This is a genomic window from Streptomyces sp. NPDC005925, assembly GCF_040638805.1.
Lineage (GTDB): Bacteria > Actinomycetota > Actinomycetes > Streptomycetales > Streptomycetaceae > Streptomyces.
In genome coordinates this window covers 54,591-71,397 of record NZ_JBEXVL010000013.1, presented here as the reverse complement: position 1 = coordinate 71,397, position 16,807 = coordinate 54,591, and the positions used below count along the sequence as shown (strand labels likewise).

Here is a 16,807-nt window from a genome sequence, read left to right as displayed (position 1 = left end):
GCCGACCTCGGGGGAGGGGCCGCGTATCCGGTGAACCCGTGGGGCCGGGGCACTAGATTGACCGCGGACGAGGCAGGACCGGCTGGCCAGGGGGCAGGCACGATGGACACTGACGGCACGCACGACGCTCGCGGCACGCACGCCGACCGCGTACCGCGCCCCGCCTCCCCCGCGCAGCCGCCGCCCGGCGGGCCTCCCCCCGTACCGCCCGCCCCGCCCGTGCCTCTCGCGCCGCCCATGCCGCAGGGCGTGCCCGGGGCCGCGCCCGCCGTCGCCGCATGGCTCGACGAGCCGCGCCCCGAGGCCGGCGTCGGAATCTGGCGGCTGGGGTTCACCCCGGGCCGGCCCGGGGGCGCGAAGCAGCGGCTCGACCCGTCGAACCTGATGGGCGCGGTGATCCCCCTCGTCGTGGCACTGATCCTGTGGTCGATGTGGAAACACGGGGTCGTGCCCTACCAGTGGGTCCCCCTCAAGTGGTTCACGCCCGGCGACTGGTGGTACGCCGGGACGGTGTGGCCCCAGGACGGGGTCTGGCAGGGGCTGCACGCCCGGATCGTCTACGACGGTGCCGCCTTCCTGCTCCTGGTCCTCGGCGCCGGCCGGCTCGGCAGCTGGCCGAAGGTCATCCGCTTCTACCTCGACCGCCACGGCGTGCGGGTCCGCGTCGCCGCGACGGTCCTCGCCGCCCTGGCCGTACTCGGCTTCGTGTGGCCGGAAACCGTTCCCGGCGAGCCCTGGAAACCGCTGCCGGTCGTCGACCCCGTGCTCTCCCTCGTGGCCCTCGTCACGGGGGGCGTCGAGGTGTTCCAGTCCCAGCTGATCACCTACGGCCTGTACGCCTTGATCACCGCGGCGGTGCTGTGGCCCTTCGCGCGGATCGGCGACTGGTGGACGCTCACGCGGCAGTGGCTGGGCGCCCGTTCCGCGCGGCGCTCCGACGAGCCCCGGGCGGCGGCGCCGCTTCCCCCGGCCCAGTGGCCCCGGCTCAGGGAGGCCGGACAGCACCGGGCGGCCGACGTGTTGACCGCCGAGGTGCTGGGCGGGCGGATGAACGACGTCGACTGCGTACGCGTCGGGCGCGCCTGGACGCGGGCCCGCCGCGACGCCGCCCGTGTCGCCGACTTCGCCGAGACCGTGCTCCGCGCGGGAGCGACAGCCTGGACGCACCCCTCCGGGGACCGCGACCTGCCCACCCGCACGGCCCGGCACGACCTGCTCGTGGGCCAGGTGCGGATCGGCAGCTGCGTCGCGTCCGGGACCAATCCGCCGACCCATCAGGGAGCCGGTGTCGCCCTCGACCCGTCCACGCTCGGCACGTCACTGCTCGCCGTCGGTCCGTCCGGCGTCGGCAAGACCCGCGGTCTCGTCCGTCCCGTCGTCGAGACCCTGGCCCTGCAGGCCCTCACGGGCAGTTGTGCCGTCGTCGCGGTCGGCGGGGCGGGCGCCGCGCTCGGGCCCGACGGGGCGTACGACGTCGTCGTCCGGCTCGGCGACCCGGCCTCCGTCCACGACCTGGACCTGTACGCCGACTCCACCGACCCGGACGAGGCGGCCTCCTTCCTCGCCGAGGGCCTGGTCGGAGACCTGGACGGGGTCGACAGCCGCCGCGCCGCCACGGCTCTGGCGCAACTGCTGGGCCCGTACCGGGCGGTGCACGGCCGGTTCCCCGCCGTGCCCGCGCTGCGCGAACTCCTCGAAGGGGACCCGGACGCGCTCACCGCTCTCCGGGGTGCTCTGGACGAGGACGTGCATCCCGCCATGCGCCGCGAGCTGGACGCGCGCATCCGGCAGGCGGGCACCGCGGCCGACCCCGGCCCGGCGCTCGCGGACCGGCTCGCCCTGCTCGACCGTCCCGTCTTCGAGCGGTTCTTCGGCGCCGGGGACGCCCGGCACTTCTCGCTGCGGTCCCTGGCCCGCCATCCGCTGCGCGTCCGCGTCGACCTGCCCGAGCGGGGGCACGAGGAGGCCTCGCGGCTGCTCACACGGCTCGTGCTGGCCCAGTTCACGGCCGTGGCACGTGCCGACGGCGCACGCGGGCACTTCGCCTGCCTCGTCCTGGACGACGCGGCGGGCGCCCTGACCACCGAGACGATCCGCGGCATCCAGCGGCTGCGCTCCGTCGACGCCGGGGTGGTCCTCACCCTGCGGACCCTCGCGGAGGTGCCCGAGGCGCTGCACGGGCCGCTGTTCAGCGCGGTGGGCTGCCGTATGGCGTTCTCGGGCGTCACGACCTGGGACGGACGGGCCTTCGCCGAGGCGTGGGGCAAGGAGTGGATCGAGACCGAGGAGGTCGCCCAGCACACCGTCTTCGCCGACCAGCCCATGACCCGCGCCCTGCACGCGCTGCGCAAGATGGTGACGGGCAGGGCCGTGACGACGGAGGCCGTGACCGTCCGGCAGGTCGAGCGGGAGCGCTGGTCCGCCTCCGAGCTGGCGCACTCCGTGCCGCCCGGGCACGCCGTGCTGTCCCTGACCGACGTGAGGGGGGAACACGCGCCGCCGCTGCTGGTCGATCTGCGGGGATGAGGCCGGGAGCGTCCCCGGCGGTCCGGGTGGAGCGGAAGGGGGAGGCGGGGGCCCGGAACCGGGCCCCGGACCGGGGGAGGCGATGGTCGGAAAGCGGGATGTGCGGGCGCACCGGACCGTACAGTGAGGCAGAATCGGCATGGGTCGTTCATACGTAGCGGCCAAGTGATCACCTTGGTCACCCGATCTCTCCGTTTCCGTACACGACGCACTCACACGAAGAGACCCGAAGGACATGCCCCCCACGCTTGCCTCGCTCGTCCACCACTCCGCGCTGAAGCTGACCGTGCGGGCCGGCGAGGACCGCCTGGACGTGCCCGTGCGTTGGGCGCACGTCAGCGAGCTCGCCGACCCCGTGCCCTACATGGAGGGCGGGGAACTGCTGCTGATCACGGCGCTCAAACTGGACGCCGAGGACCCGGACACGATGCGCCGCTATGTGAAGCGGCTGGCCGGTGCGGGGGTCGTCGGGCTCGGCTTCGCCGTCGGCGTCAACTACGAGCAGATCCCCGAGGCGCTCATCGAGGCCGCCCGGCAGGAGCGCCTGCCGCTGCTGGAGGTGCCGCGCCGAACCCCGTTCCTCGCGATCAGCAAGGCCGTGTCCGCCGCGATCGCCGCCGAACAGTACCGGGCCGTGACCGCCGGCTTCGCCGCCCAGCGCGAGCTGACCAAACAGGCTCTCGGCGCCGGGCCCGAGGGCCTGCTCGCCGCGCTCGCCGCGCAGGTCGACGGCTGGGCGGCGCTGTACGACGCGTCGGGCGCCGTCGTCGGCACCGCCCCCGAGTGGGCCGTCCGGCGGGCCACCCGGCTCACCGAGGACGTACGGCGGCTGCGGGAGCGGCCCGCGCCCGCCTCCTCGGTGGTGGGCGGTCCCGAGCACGAGGACCGCGTCGAACTGCACTCCCTCGGCACCGGCCGCAGGCCCCGCGCCGCACTCGCCGTCGGCACGGCCGCCGCGCTCGGCACCGCCGAGCGGTACGCGGTTCACTCGGCCATCGCCCTGCTCACCCTCACCACGGAACGCTCCCGTTCGCTGGCCGCGGCCGAGCAGCGGATCGGCGCCGCCGTGCTGCGCATGATGCTGGCCGGGGAACCGGACCACGCCCGCGCGGTCGCCGGCGACCTGTACGGCGGGCTGCTGGACGCCCCGTTCCGGATGATCGTCGCCGAGTCGGTGTCGGTCTCGTCCGTGCGCGTCCACCCCGGCCCCAGGACACCCGCGCCCACCAGGCCGTCGGCCGCCACGCTCGCCGCCTCCGACACGAACGGCGACCCGCTCGGCGTGCTCGCCGAGGTCGTGGAGTCCGCCGCCGCCCGCGCGGGCGAGGCCGTGCTCGTCGTGCCCGAGGGGGAGCGGCTGGTCGTACTGGCCGGGGACGGCGCGGCGGCCGTCGCGGCCTGCTGCGAGTACGCCGCCGCGCTCGAGGCGTCCCGTCCGGAGCAGACCGCGGCCGGCGCCGGGGACGAACTCGTCCTCGGACTGTCCGCGCCGTCCGGCCCCATCGCCGCGGCAGCCGCCTACAAGCAGGCCGAGCAGGCACTGTCGGTGGCGCGGCGGCGCGGCCGGGTCCTCGTCGAGCACGAGCAGCTCGCCGCCGGATCGGTACTGCCGCTGCTCGCCGACGACGCGGTGCGGGCGTTCGCCGACGGACTGCTGCGGGCGCTGTACGAGCACGACGCGACCGGCCGCGGCGACCTCGTGAAGTCGCTGCGCGCCTGGCTGTCCCGGCACGGGCAGTGGGACGCCGCGGCGGCCGACCTCGGCGTGCACCGGCACACCCTGCGCTACCGCATGCGGCGCGTCGAGGAGATCCTCGGCCGCTCGCTGGACGACCCGGACGTCCGCATGGAGCTGTGGCTCGCCCTGAAGGCCACCTCCCACGAGACGTCCACCGACATGTCCGTCACGTAGACGGCCGCGTACGCCAATCCGTCCTACCCGTGCCGCCCACTGCTACGTCTCGGACAAACGACCCCCCGTCGTCCCGGACCTACGGTGGAGCCGACAGCACGCGTCACCACACGGGTCAGCACACCCCCACGCGGAAGGGCCGGACTCCCCTATGACTTCCACCCACGCCTTCTGGCTCGCCGGCCGCCAGGCCACCGGCGAGGACACCCTGGACGTCACCTCCCCGTGGGACGGCCGGACCGTCGGCGCGGTCGCCGTGCCCACCGACGCCCAGGTCGAGGAGGCCGTGGCCGCCGCGCACGCGGTGCGGGACGAGTTCGCCGCCACCCCCGCCCACCAGCGCGCCGCCGCCCTCGACCACGTCAGCCGGCGGCTCGCCGAGCGCGCCGAGGAGATCGCCCGGCTGATCTCCGCCGAGAACGGCAAGCCCGTCAAGTGGGCCCGTGGCGAGGTCGGGCGTGCCGTCTCCGTGTTCCGGTTCGCCGCCGAGGAGGCCCGGCGGTTCAACGGCGGCGAGGCGCAGCGCCTCGACACCGACGCCGGAGGGCAGGGCCGGCTGGCCTTCACCCGGCGCTTCCCGAAGGGCGTCGTCCTCGGTATCGCGCCGTTCAACTTCCCGCTGAACCTGTGCGCCCACAAGATCGCCCCGGCCATCGCGGCCGGCGTCCCGATCATCCTCAAGCCGGCGCCCGCCACCCCGCTGTCCGGCCTGGTCATCGGTGAGCTGCTCGCCGAGACCGAGCTGCCCGCCGGGTCCTGGAGCATCCTCCCGGTCCCGAACGACGCCATGCCCGCCCTGGTGCAGGACGAGCGCCTGCCCGTCATCTCCTTCACGGGCTCCGAGAAGGTCGGCTACGCGATCATGGACTCGGTGCCACGCAAGCACTGCACGCTCGAGCTGGGCGGCAACGGTGCGGCCGTCGTGCTGGCCGACTGGGCGAGCGACGAGGACCTGGACCAGGCCGCGCACCGCATCGCGACCTTCTCCAACTACCAGGGCGGCCAGTCCTGCATCTCCGTGCAGCGGGTCATCGCCGACGCGGCCGTGTACGACCGGCTGCTGCCGCGCGTCGTCGCCGCCGTCGAGGCCCAGGTCACCGGCGACCCCGCCGACGACAGGACGGACGTCGGCCCGCTGGTCAGCGAGGACGCCGCCCGGCGCGTGGAGACGTGGGTCGACGAGGCCGTGGCCGCCGGCGCGAAGCTGCTCACCGGCGGCAGGCGCGACGGCGCCTCCTACGCGCCGACCGTCCTCACCGACGTGCCGGGCGACGTGACGCTCTCCTGCGAGGAGGTCTTCGGCCCGGTCCTCACCGTGCAGAGGGCGGAGGGTGAGGCCGAGGCGTTCGCCGCCGTCAACGATTCCAAGTACGGCCTGCAGGCGGGCGTGTTCACCCACGACGTGCGGGCCGCCTTCCGCGCCCACCGCGCGCTGGAGGTCGGCGGCGTCGTCATCGGCGACGTGCCGTCCTACCGCGCCGACCAGATGCCGTACGGCGGCGCCAAGCAGTCCGGTGTGGGCCGCGAGGGCGTGCGGTTCGCGATGGACGACTACACGTACGAGCGGGTCATGGTCCTGACGGGCCTCACCGCCCTCTGAACCGGCTGAGCGGCCGGGAACGGCCCGGCACCGGACGCGTCCGGTGCCGGGCCTCTCCGCTGCGCCGGCCGCGTCGGCCTTCGTGGCGCCGCGTCGGTTTCCCGGCGAACCGTCGGCCTTCCCGGCGCCCCGGCCGCCGCCCACCGCGCCCTCGCACCGGCGGCGCCGGCGGGCGGGCGGGATCGTGAGCCGCGTCGGGGCCGGCGACGCGCGGCCCGCCCTCGCCCGGACGCCGTCGCCGAACGTCCTCCCCCGAACGGCCCCGTCGGACAGGAACGGGGTGGTGGGGTCGTCCACATCGGGTACATACGTCGGGTAGCACCCGTCGGTAACCCCATGGACCATGATCCCGATTCGCGGCGAGGTGACCCTCGATGTCTGCCGGCACACAACCAGCGTCCCGACCCACCGTCACCGAACGTGAGGCACGCCAGGTGGCGGAGGCCGCCCGGGAACAGCACTGGCGCAAGCCCAGCTTCGCCAAGGAGCTGTTCCTCGGCCGCTTCCGCCTCGACCTCATCCACCCGCACCCCCTCCCGGCCGACGAGGACGCCCGGCGCGGCGAGGAATTCCTCGCCCGGCTCCGCGACTTCTGCGAGACCAGGATCGACCCGGCGGTGATCGAACGCGACGCGCGGATCCCCGACGACGTGATCAACGGGCTCAAGGAGCTCGGCGCCCTCGGCATGAAGATCGACACGACGTACGGCGGGCTCGGCCTCACGCAGGTCTACTACAACAAGGCGCTCGCCCTGGTCGGGTCCGTCAGCCCGGCGATCGGCGCGCTGCTGAGCGCCCATCAGTCCATCGGCGTCCCGCAGCCGGTGAAGCAGTTCGGCACGCGCGAGCAGAAGGACACCTTCCTGCCGCGCTGCGCCCGCTCGGACATCTCGGCGTTCCTGCTGACCGAGCCCGACGTCGGCTCGGACCCGGCCCGCCTGGCCACGACCGCCGTCCCGGAGGGCGACGAGTACGTCCTCGACGGGGTCAAGCTGTGGACCACCAACGGCGTCGTGGCGGACCTGCTCGTCGTGATGGCGCGCGTACCGAAGTCCGCAGGGCACCGGGGCGGCATCACCGCGTTCGTGGTGGAGGCCGCCTCCGAGGGCGTCACGGTGGAGAACCGCAACGCCTTCATGGGGCTGCGCGGCCTCGAGAACGGCGTCACCCGCTTCCACCGGGTGCGCGTGCCCGCCGCGCACCGCATCGGCAAGGAGGGTGAAGGCCTGAAGATCGCCCTGACCACCCTCAACACCGGCCGGCTCTCCCTGCCCGCGATGTGCGTCGGCGCCGGCAAGTGGTGCCTGAAGATCGCCCGCGAGTGGTCGGCGGCGAGGGAACAGTGGGGCAGGCCGGTGGCCCTGCACGAGGCGGTCGGCTCCAAGATCTCGTTCATCGCGGCGACCACGTTCGCCCTGGAGGCCGTCCTCGACCTGTCCTCGCAGATGGCCGACGAGGACCGCAACGACATCCGCATCGAGGCCGCCCTCGCCAAGCTGTACGGCTCCGAGATGGCCTGGCTGATGGCCGACGAACTCGTCCAGATCCGCGGCGGACGCGGCTTCGAGACCGCGGCCTCCCTCGCGGCCCGCGGCGAGCGCGCGGTCCCCGCCGAGCAGATGCTCCGCGACCTGCGCATCAACCGGATCTTCGAGGGCTCCACCGAGATCATGCACCTGCTGATCGCCCGCGAGGCCGTCGACGCCCACCTGTCGGTCGCGGGTGACCTCATCGACCCCGAGAAGTCCCTCCAGGACAAGGCGAGGGCAGGCGCGCAGGCAGGCGTCTTCTACGCCAAGTGGCTCCCGAAGCTGGTCGCGGGACCGGGCCAACTGCCCACGTCCTACTCGGAGTTCAAGCACGAAGTGGACCTGTCGGGGCACCTGCGTTACGTGGAGCGCACGGCCCGCAAGCTGGCTCGTTCCACCTTCTACGCCATGTCCCGCTGGCAGGGCCGCATGGAGACGAAGCAGGGCTTCCTCAGCCGGGTCGTCGACATCGGCGCCGAACTGTTCGCGATGAGCGCCGCCTGCGTCCGCGCCGAACTCCTGCGCAGCCGGGGCGACCACGGACGTGAGGCCTACCAGCTCGCCGACGCCTTCTGCCGCCAGGCCCGCATCCGCGTGGACACGCTCTTCGACCGGCTGTGGACCAACACCGACGACCTCGACCGCACGGTCGTCAAGGGCGTCCTGTCCGGCACGTACGAGTGGCTGGAGGAGGGCGTGATCGACCCCTCGGGCGAGGGCCCGTGGATCGCGGACGCCACCCCGGGCCCGGCACGGAAGGAGAACGTCCACCGTCCGATCCGGTAGGCGGTACGCGCCGTCCCGTCAACGCGGGCGTACCCCCGCGCACCCGGAGGGGGACGCGCTGTCCGCTGCGCGTCCCGCTGCGGCCACAATGGGGGGATGAGCGACACTCCAGCCCCACTCGCCGACCCGCACCTGGTGTACGACCCCGGCGCGGGAGACGGGCCGAAGGACGTGGTGATCCTCGGCTCCACCGGGTCGATCGGCACCCAGGCCGTCGACCTCGTGCTGCGCAACCCCGGCCGGTTCCGTGTGACCGGCCTGTCCGCCAACGGCGGCCGGGTCGCCCTGCTCGCCGAGCAGGCGCACCGGCTCGGGGCGCGCACCGTCGCGGTGGCCCGCGAGGACGTCGTACCGGCGCTGCGCGAGGCGCTCGCCGGGCGGTACGGGGCGGGGGAGCCGCTCCCCGAGGTCCTGGCCGGCCCGGAGGCGGCCACGCGGCTCGCCGCCTCCGACTGCCACACCGTCCTCAACGGCATCACCGGTTCCATCGGCCTCGCCCCGACCCTCGCCGCCCTGGAGGCGGGCCGCACCCTGGCGCTCGCGAACAAGGAGTCGCTCATCGTGGGCGGTCCGCTGGTCAAGGCCCTCGCCAGGCCCGGGCAGATCATCCCGGTCGACTCCGAGCACGCCGCGCTCTTCCAGGCGCTGGCCGCCGGCACCCGCGCCGACGTACGCAAACTGGTCGTCACCGCGTCCGGGGGCCCTTTCCGGGGACGGACGAAGGCCGATCTGGCGGACGTCACCGTCGAGGACGCCCTCGCGCACCCCACCTGGGCCATGGGCCCGGTGATCACGATCAACTCCGCGACCCTGGTGAACAAGGGCCTGGAGGTCATCGAGGCGCACCTGCTCTACGACATTCCCTTCGACCGCATCGAGGTCGTCGTGCACCCGCAGTCGTACGTCCACTCGATGGTCGAGTTCGCCGACGGGTCCACGATGGCTCAGGCGACGCCCCCCGACATGCGCGGGCCGATCGCCATCGGCCTCGGCTGGCCGGAACGTGTCCCTGACGCCGCCCCCGCCTTCGACTGGAGCACGGCGTCGACCTGGGAGTTCTTCCCGCTCGACAACGACGCCTTCCCGTCGGTGAACCTCGCCCGGCACGTCGGAGAGCTCGCGGGCACCGCCCCGGCGGTGTTCAATGCCGCCAACGAGGAGTGCGTGGACGCCTTCCTGCGCGGAGAGCTGCCCTTCAACGGGATCATGGACACCGTCACCCGCGTGGTCGGCGAACACGGCACCCCCGGCACGGGAACTTCCCTGACCGTTCCGGACGTCCTCGAAGCGGAGACCTGGGCACGGGCCCGGGCCCGCGAACTGACAGCGCGGACGGCGAGCGCGGAGGCGCGTGCATGACGACCCTGATGTTCATCCTCGGCACCGTGCTCTTCGCCGTGGGCCTTCTCTTCTCCATCGCCTGGCACGAGCTGGGGCACCTGTCGACCGCCAAGCTGTTCGGCATCCGCGTGCCGCAGTACATGGTCGGCTTCGGTCCCACGATCTTCTCGCGCAGGAAGGGCGACACGGAGTACGGCGTCAAGGCCATCCCGTTCGGCGGCTACATCCGCATGATCGGCATGTTCCCGCCCGGCCCCGACGGCCGGCTGGAGGCCCGCTCCACCTCGCCCTGGCGCGGCATGATCGAGGACGCCCGCTCGGCCGCGTTCGAGGAGCTCCAGCCGGGCGACGAGTCCCGCCTGTTCTACACGCGTGCGCCTTGGAAGCGCGTCATCGTGATGTTCGCGGGCCCCTTCATGAACCTCGTCCTCGCGGTGGCGCTGTTCCTCGTCGTCCTGATGGGCTTCGGCATCACCCAGCAGACCACCACGGTCGGCTCGGTCTCCAAGTGCGTCATCTCCCAGAGCGAGAACCGCGACAGCTGCAAGAGCTCCGACCCGGCCGCCCCGGCCGCCGCCGCGGGCCTCAAGGCCGGCGACCGCTTCGTCTCCTTCGACGGCGTCCCCACCGAGTCCTGGAACCAGCTCTCGGACCTCATCCGGGCCAACCCCGGCAAGGACGTCCTGATCGTCGTCGAGCGCGCCGGCCACCACGTCACCCTGCAGGCCAGGATCGCCACCAACCAGGTCGCCCGGAAGGACGGCAGCGGCCGGATCGTCGAAGGCCAGTACGTCACGGCCGGCTTCCTCGGCTTCAGCGCCGCCACGGGCGTCGTGAAACAGGACTTCGACGAGTCCCTGACCTGGATGGGCGACCGCATCGGCGAGGCCGCCCACTCCATCACCGCGCTCCCCGGCAAGATCCCCGCCCTGTGGGACGCGGCCTTCGGCGACGGCCCGCGCGAGGCGGACTCCCCGATGGGCGTGGTCGGCGCGGCCCGCGTCGGCGGCGAGATCGCCACCCTCGACATCCCGCCCACCCAGCAGCTCGCCATGTTCGTGATGCTGGTCGCCGGCTTCAACCTCTCCCTGTTCCTCTTCAACATGCTCCCGCTGCTGCCCCTGGACGGCGGCCACATCGCGGGCGCCCTGTGGGAGTCGCTGCGCCGCAGCGTCGCCAAGGTGCTGCGCCGCCCCGACCCGGGACCGTTCGACGTGGCGAAGCTGATGCCGGTGGCGTACGTCGTCGCGGGGATCTTCGTCTGCTTCACGATCCTCGTCCTGATCGCCGACGTCGTGAACCCCGTACGCATCTCGTAGGAGGTCACACCGGGTTTCCGGTGGCCCGGCAGGCCTCCTGCCGGGCCATTCCCCCCGGGTGGGTTCGCGAGCCGTGATGTGCCCCCTGCCGGGCCCGTGCCGTAATCTCGGAGCCCGGAGCCCGCCGCGGGCGGGACCGGGATTTGATCCACGACTTGGGGTTGCACAGCAGATGACTGCGATTTCTCTCGGCATGCCGTCCGTTCCGACCAAGCTCGCCGAGCGCCGCAAGAGCCGGCAGATCCAGGTCGGTTCCGTGGCGGTGGGCGGCGACGCCCCCGTGTCCGTGCAGTCCATGACCACCACGCGCACCTCGGACGTGGGCGCCACCCTCCAGCAGATCGCCGAGCTGACCGCCTCCGGCTGCCAGATCGTGCGCGTCGCCTGCCCCACCCAGGACGACGCCGACGCCCTCGCCACCATCGCCCGCAAGTCGCAGATCCCGGTGATCGCCGACATTCACTTCCAGCCGAAGTACGTCTTCGCCGCCATCGAGGCCGGCTGCGCCGCGGTCCGCGTGAACCCGGGCAACATCAAGCAGTTCGACGACAAGGTCAAGGAGATCGCCAAGGCCGCCAAGGACCACGGCACGCCCATCCGCATCGGGGTGAACGCGGGCTCCCTGGACCGGCGGCTGCTCCAGAAGTACGGCAAGGCGACCCCCGAGGCGCTCGTCGAGTCCGCCCTGTGGGAGGCGTCCCTGTTCGAGGAGCACGGCTTCCGCGACATCAAGATCTCGGTCAAGCACAACGACCCGGTCGTGATGATCGAGGCCTACCGGCAGCTCGCCGCCGCCTGCGACTACCCCCTCCACCTGGGTGTGACCGAGGCCGGCCCGGCCTTCCAGGGCACGATCAAGTCGGCCGTCGCCTTCGGTGCCCTGCTCAGCCAGGGCATCGGCGACACCATCCGCGTCTCCCTGTCGGCCCCGCCCGTCGAGGAGGTCAAGGTCGGCAACCAGATCCTGGAGTCCCTGAACCTCAAGCAGCGAGGCCTGGAGATCGTCTCCTGCCCGTCCTGCGGCCGCGCCCAGGTAGACGTGTACAAGCTGGCGGAGGAGGTCACGGCGGGCCTGACCGGCATGGAGGTCCCGCTGCGCGTCGCCGTCATGGGCTGCGTCGTGAACGGCCCGGGGGAGGCCCGCGAGGCCGACCTCGGCGTCGCCTCGGGCAACGGCAAGGGGCAGATCTTCGTCAAGGGCGAGGTCATCAAGACCGTCCCCGAGTCCAAGATCGTGGAGACCCTGATCGAGGAGGCCATGAAGCTGGCCGAGCAGATGGAGCAGGACGGCGTGACCTCGGGCGAGCCGTCCGTCTCCGTCGCCGGCTGACCAGGAGCCCGCACGCCTCCCCGCCCCGTCACCTCCAGCGGTGACGGGGCGAACGCGTGTCCGTACGGCGATACACCGCCTCCCATCGGGCAGCGCCGCGGATTCCCGGCAGGTACAGTGCGGAAACCAGCAGACCTGAGGACGAGGCCCCGCACGTGTTGACCCAGACCACCTCCCGGGTGCTCGAACCGAGTGACCTGGACGCCGCGCTCGCCGTTCTGGAGCGGGAGCCGGTCGCCAACGCCTTCGTGACGTCCCGCGTGCAGATCGCCGGCCTCGACCCGTGGCGGCTCGGCGGCGAGATGTGGGGCTGGTACGAGGACGGCATGCTCACGTCCCTGTGCTACGCGGGCGCCAACCTCGTCCCCATCTGCGCCACCCCCCGCGCCGTCCGCGCCTTCGCCGACCGCGCCCGCCGGGCGGGCCGCCGCTGCTCCTCCGTCGTCGGCCCCGCCGGACCCACCGCCCAGCTCTGGCGCCTCCTCGAACCCGCCTGGGGCCCCGCCCGCGAGGTCCGCGCCCACCAGCCCCTCATGGTCACCGACCGCATGCCCGCCGACATCGCCCCCGACCCGCACGTCCGGCGCGTCCGCAAGGACGAGATGGAAACGATCATGCCGGCCTGCGTGGCCATGTTCACCGAAGAGGTCGGCGTCTCGCCCCTGGCCGGCGACGGCGGCCTCCTCTACCAGGCCCGCGTCGCCGAACTCGTCGGTTCCGGCCGCTCCTTCGCCCGTTTCGACGCCCGCGGCAGGGTCGTGTTCAAGGCCGAGATCGGCGCCGCCACCGACCGGGCCTGCCAGATCCAGGGCGTCTGGGTCGCCCCCGAATACCGCGGCCGGGGCCTCGCCACCCCCGGCATGGCCGCCGTCCTGCGCTACGCCCTCGCCGACTTCGCCCCCGTGGTCAGCCTCTACGTCAACGACTTCAACACCCCGGCCCGCCGGACCTACGAGAACGTCGGCTTCCGGGAGACCGGTGCCTTCATGAGTGTCCTCTTCTGACCCCGTGTCCTCATCCGGCCCCCTGTAGGCTCCCCGCATGGACCTCGTCATCGGCCCCTTGGACCTCTCGTCCCACGTGGACGAAGCCCTCGCCGTCCAGGCCGTGGCCTTCGGACTGGGCGCCGACGAGGTCGCCGTACGACGCCAGATCGTCCTGCGGCACATGGCATATCCCGGTGCCCGGGCCTTCGGCGCCCTCAGCGGCGGCAGCCTGGTCGGCTTCGTGTACGGCATGCCCAACGACCGGGCCCACTGGTGGTCCACCGTCGTCGAGCCCTACCTGCGCGCCCAGGGCCACGAGGCCTGGCTCGACGACTCCTTCGTCATCACCGAACTGCACGTCCACCCGCGCCACCAGAACCGCGGCGTCGGCCGCACCCTGATCACCCGCATCACCGACACGGCCGCCCAGCCCCGCTCGATCCTCTCCGCCATCGACACCGACAGCCCCGCCCGCGGCCTGTACCGCTCCCTCGGCTACGAGGACCTCGCCCGGCAGGTCCACTTCCCCAGCGCCCCCAAGCCGTACGCCGTGATGGGCGCCCCCCTGCCGCTGCGCCGCCGATAACCGATTTCCGCAGGCCCGCACCGCCCGGCTAACCTCCATGCCAACACCCTCCCCCCGGCTCGGCCCCGCCCGAGCGGCCCCGGCGGGGGACCCCCATCCGGCAGGAGTACGAGAACGATGGCGAACGCACCGGTCCAGCGCATGTCCCAGTTGTTGGCGAAGACGCTGCGCGACGACCCGGCCGACGCCGAGGTCCTCAGCCACAAGCTGCTGGTCCGCGCAGGCTACGTCCGCCGCACCGCGGCAGGCATCTGGACCTGGCTGCCGCTCGGCAAGAAGGTCCTGGCCAACGTCGAGCGCATCGTCCGCGAGGAGATGGACGCGATCGGCGCCCAGGAGGTGCTGCTCCCCGCCATCCTGCCGAAGGAGCCGTACGAGACCACCGGCCGCTGGGACGAGTACGGCCCCGAGCTGTTCCGCCTCAAGGACCGCAGGGGCGGCGACTACCTGCTCGGCCCCACCCACGAGGAGATCTTCACCCTCCTGGTGAAGGACCAGGCGTCCTCCTACAAGGACCTGCCGGTCATCCTCTACCAGATCCAGAACAAGTACCGCGACGAGGCCCGGCCGCGCGCGGGCATCCTGCGCGGCCGCGAGTTCCTCATGAAGGACTCCTACTCCTTCGACACCGAGGACGAGGGCCTCGCCCAGTCCTACGCCCTGCACCGCCAGGCCTACCAGCGCGTCTTCGAGCGCCTCGGCCTCGACTACCGCATCTGCGCCGCGACCGCCGGCGCGATGGGCGGCTCCAAGTCGGAGGAGTTCCTCGCCCCCGCCGAGGCCGGCGAGGACACCTTCGCGGACTGCCCGAACTGCGACTTCGCCGCCAACACCGAAGCGATCACGTACGAGCTGAAGCCGGTGGACGCCGCCGGCGTGCCCGCGGCGCAGGACATCCCGACCCCCGGCACGCCCACGATCGAGACCCTGGCGGCCTCGCTCGGCGTCCCGGCCTCCGCCACCCTGAAGAACCTCCTGGTGAAGGTCGACGGCGAGATCGTGGCCCTCGGCGTGCCCGGCGACCGCGAGGTCGACATGGGCAAGGTCGAGGCGCACTTCGCCCCGGCGACCGTCGAACTGGTCACGGAGACGGACTTCGCCGCCCGCCCCGACCTGGTACGCGGCTACGTCGGCCCGCAGGGGCTCGACAAGGTGACGTACCTGGCCGACCCCCGCGTGGCCCCCGGCACCGCGTGGATCACCGGCGCCAACAAGGCCGACACGCACACGAAGAACGTCGTCGTCGGCCGTGACTTCGAGGTCGACGCGTACGTCGACGTCGTCGTCGTCCAGGAGGGCGACCCCTGCCCGACGTGCGGGACCGGTCTGAAGCTGGACCGCGCCATCGAGATCGGTCACATCTTCCAGCTGGGCCGCAAGTACGCCGACGCCCTCAAGCTGGACGTCCTCGGCCAGAACGGCAAGCCCGTCCGCGTCACCATGGGCTCCTACGGCATCGGCGTCTCCCGCGCGGTCGCGGCACTGGCCGAGCAGCACGCCGACGACAAGGGCCTCATCTGGTCCAAGGAGGTCGCCCCGGCCGACGTGCACGTGGTCGCCGCCGGCAAGGCCCTGCAGACGGAGGTGGCCCTCGACGTCTCCGGGAAGCTCGCCGCGGCGGGTGTCCGCGTCCTCGTCGACGACCGGGCGGGCGTCTCGCCGGGCGTGAAGTTCACCGACTCCGAGCTCATCGGCATTCCGCAGATCCTGGTCGTCGGCCGCCGGGCCGGGGACGGCGTCGTCGAACTGAAGGACCGCCGCACGGGCGAACGCGAGGAAGTGACGATCGACGACGCGATCGCGCGCCTGACGGCGTAACACCCCGCGCCGTCGAGCCGGTGGATGGGGGCGCGCCGCCCTCATCCACCGCTCCCGCCCGGTGACGCCCGCGGCCCGTCGTGCCGCCCGGCAAGGGGGACGGTGCGCGCGCGGCAACCCGTCAACGCCGGCAGCGTGACCCGCCCCGCGGCGGCACCCGCCCTACAGCCAGCCCGCGAACTCCAGCAGGAGTTCCGCGTCCCGGGTCCGGCCGACCCGCCGCGCCCGTACGCCCGACTCGACCGCCCGGAACAGCGTCCAGCCCCGCAGCCGCTCCCGGTCCACCTCCAGCGACTCCGCCAGCCGCTTCACCCGGCGCCGCGTGGTCGCCGCCCCCGTCGGCTGCGCGATCAGGTCCTCCACCCGGTCCCGCACCAGCCGCGCCAGGTCGAACGCCGCCTCGCCCACCACGGGATCCGGCCCCACCGCCAGCCACGGCACCCGGTCCCCGGCCAGCACCTTGCTCTGCCGGAACGTCCCGTGCAGCAACCGGTCCTCCGGCGGCGCCACCACCAACTCCGTGCGCGCGGCCAACGCCACCTCCACCAAGGGCGCCACGTCGGGGTCTTGCTCGGCACTCGCCCGCATCGCCCCGGCCTGCCGCCCGGTCCGCTCCGCGACGGTCTCGAACGCGTGCCCCGCCGGCGGCTCCACCCACAGCCGCCGCAGCGCCCCCGCCGCCTCCAGGAGCGCCTTCGCCTCCGGCAACGAGCGCACCGACACGTCCGGATGCAGCCGTTCCAGCACCAGCGCCCCGTCGTCCGAGGACTCCTCCAGCAGCTGAACGGCGCCCCGCCCGCCCCAGTGCGCCAGCGCGGCCCGCTCGCCGCCCGGCCGGGCCCGCCGCGGCGCCAGCTTCAGTACGGCGGGAGACCCGTCCGCCCGCCTCACCAGCACCACCAGACTGCTACGGCCGCCGGGCACCTGCACCCGCTCCACGGTCAACTGGCGCAGCGCGACAGCCCGCTGCGCCAGTCCGGGCAGCTCCCGCAGCCAGTCGTCACCGTCCGGTGCCGTCTCACCCAGCGCCCTGACCAGACGCGGCGGCGCTTCGAAAGCCATGCGCGAGCCGTC

Annotated in this window: 11 protein-coding genes; 10 read left to right on the top strand and 1 reads right to left on the bottom strand. The window is 73.1% G+C overall.

Translation table 11 applies throughout. The features are described 5' to 3' along the window. Nucleotides 1–102 precede the first annotated feature (102 nt). The 10 genes from ABZ354_RS17530 to ABZ354_RS17485 all read left to right on the top strand — a co-directional run bounded on the left by ABZ354_RS17530 (nucleotide 103) and on the right by ABZ354_RS17485 (nucleotide 15,733). Entirely contained in the window at nucleotides 103–2,526 is a 2,424-nt protein-coding gene (locus ABZ354_RS17530) for an ATP/GTP-binding protein (protein WP_358657593.1), read from the top strand. A gap of 235 nt (nucleotides 2,527–2,761) precedes the next feature. Beyond that, nucleotides 2,762–4,438: a PucR family transcriptional regulator gene (locus tag ABZ354_RS17525; protein WP_358657591.1), complete on the top strand. Its 1,677-nt coding sequence runs from the start codon at nucleotides 2,762–2,764 to the stop codon at nucleotides 4,436–4,438. 151 nt (nucleotides 4,439–4,589) lie between these two features. Further along, nucleotides 4,590–6,038, top strand: a complete 1,449-nt coding sequence (locus ABZ354_RS17520) for an aldehyde dehydrogenase family protein (protein WP_358657589.1) — start codon at nucleotides 4,590–4,592, stop codon at nucleotides 6,036–6,038. Nucleotides 6,039–6,412: 374 nt separating this feature from the next. Continuing rightward, nucleotides 6,413–8,353: an acyl-CoA dehydrogenase family protein gene (locus tag ABZ354_RS17515; RefSeq protein ID WP_358657587.1), complete on the top strand. Its 1,941-nt coding sequence runs from the start codon at nucleotides 6,413–6,415 to the stop codon at nucleotides 8,351–8,353. A gap of 96 nt (nucleotides 8,354–8,449) precedes the next feature. Then, a complete protein-coding gene (gene dxr, locus ABZ354_RS17510; protein WP_358657585.1) occupies nucleotides 8,450–9,712 on the top strand; it encodes a 1-deoxy-D-xylulose-5-phosphate reductoisomerase in 1,263 nt (420 codons plus the stop codon). 8 nt (nucleotides 9,713–9,720) lie between these two features. Continuing rightward, nucleotides 9,721–11,013 carry a site-2 protease family protein gene (locus ABZ354_RS17505; RefSeq protein ID WP_358657760.1) on the top strand — a complete coding sequence of 431 codons (1,293 nt, stop codon included), beginning with the start codon at nucleotides 9,721–9,723 and terminating at the stop codon, nucleotides 11,011–11,013. A 172-nt stretch (nucleotides 11,014–11,185) separates the two neighbouring features. Further along, nucleotides 11,186–12,343, top strand: a complete 1,158-nt coding sequence (gene ispG / locus ABZ354_RS17500; protein ID WP_358657583.1) for a flavodoxin-dependent (E)-4-hydroxy-3-methylbut-2-enyl-diphosphate synthase — start codon at nucleotides 11,186–11,188, stop codon at nucleotides 12,341–12,343. A gap of 155 nt (nucleotides 12,344–12,498) precedes the next feature. After that, nucleotides 12,499–13,347 carry a GNAT family N-acetyltransferase gene (locus ABZ354_RS17495; protein ID WP_358657581.1) on the top strand — a complete coding sequence of 283 codons (849 nt, stop codon included), beginning with the start codon at nucleotides 12,499–12,501 and terminating at the stop codon, nucleotides 13,345–13,347. A gap of 37 nt (nucleotides 13,348–13,384) precedes the next feature. Continuing rightward, the gene (locus tag ABZ354_RS17490; protein WP_358657579.1) at nucleotides 13,385–13,915 is read left to right on the top strand and encodes a GNAT family N-acetyltransferase; all 531 of its coding nucleotides are present in this window, start codon (nucleotides 13,385–13,387) and stop codon (nucleotides 13,913–13,915) included. Between the two features lie 117 nt (nucleotides 13,916–14,032). Continuing rightward, entirely contained in the window at nucleotides 14,033–15,733 is a 1,701-nt protein-coding gene (locus ABZ354_RS17485) for a proline--tRNA ligase (protein WP_358657577.1), read from the top strand. Nucleotides 15,734–15,895: 162 nt separating this feature from the next. Here the strand turns inward: ABZ354_RS17485 and ABZ354_RS17480 are convergent, their stop codons facing one another. Continuing rightward, nucleotides 15,896–16,795: an aminoglycoside phosphotransferase family protein gene (locus ABZ354_RS17480; protein WP_358657575.1), complete on the bottom strand. Its 900-nt coding sequence runs from the start codon at nucleotides 16,793–16,795 to the stop codon at nucleotides 15,896–15,898. Nucleotides 16,796–16,807 lie beyond the last annotated feature (12 nt).

Excerpts from the sequence above, each read along its gene's own strand:
- ABZ354_RS17530 (WP_358657593.1), top strand. The coding sequence starts at position 103 with ATGGACACTGACGGCACGCACGACGCTCGCGGCACGCACGCCGACCGC.
- ABZ354_RS17520 (WP_358657589.1), top strand. The coding sequence starts at position 4,590 with ATGACTTCCACCCACGCCTTCTGGCTCGCCGGCCGCCAGGCCACCGGC.
- ABZ354_RS17490 (WP_358657579.1), top strand. The coding sequence starts at position 13,385 with ATGGACCTCGTCATCGGCCCCTTGGACCTCTCGTCCCACGTGGACGAA.
- dxr (WP_358657585.1), top strand. The coding sequence starts at position 8,450 with ATGAGCGACACTCCAGCCCCACTCGCCGACCCGCACCTGGTGTACGAC.
- ABZ354_RS17515 (WP_358657587.1), top strand. The coding sequence starts at position 6,413 with ATGTCTGCCGGCACACAACCAGCGTCCCGACCCACCGTCACCGAACGT.
- ispG (WP_358657583.1), top strand. The coding sequence starts at position 11,186 with ATGACTGCGATTTCTCTCGGCATGCCGTCCGTTCCGACCAAGCTCGCC.
- ABZ354_RS17485 (WP_358657577.1), top strand. The coding sequence starts at position 14,033 with ATGGCGAACGCACCGGTCCAGCGCATGTCCCAGTTGTTGGCGAAGACG.
- ABZ354_RS17480 (WP_358657575.1), bottom strand. The coding sequence starts at position 16,795 with ATGGCTTTCGAAGCGCCGCCGCGTCTGGTCAGGGCGCTGGGTGAGACG.
- ABZ354_RS17525 (WP_358657591.1), top strand. The coding sequence starts at position 2,762 with ATGCCCCCCACGCTTGCCTCGCTCGTCCACCACTCCGCGCTGAAGCTG.
- ABZ354_RS17505 (WP_358657760.1), top strand. The coding sequence starts at position 9,721 with ATGTTCATCCTCGGCACCGTGCTCTTCGCCGTGGGCCTTCTCTTCTCC.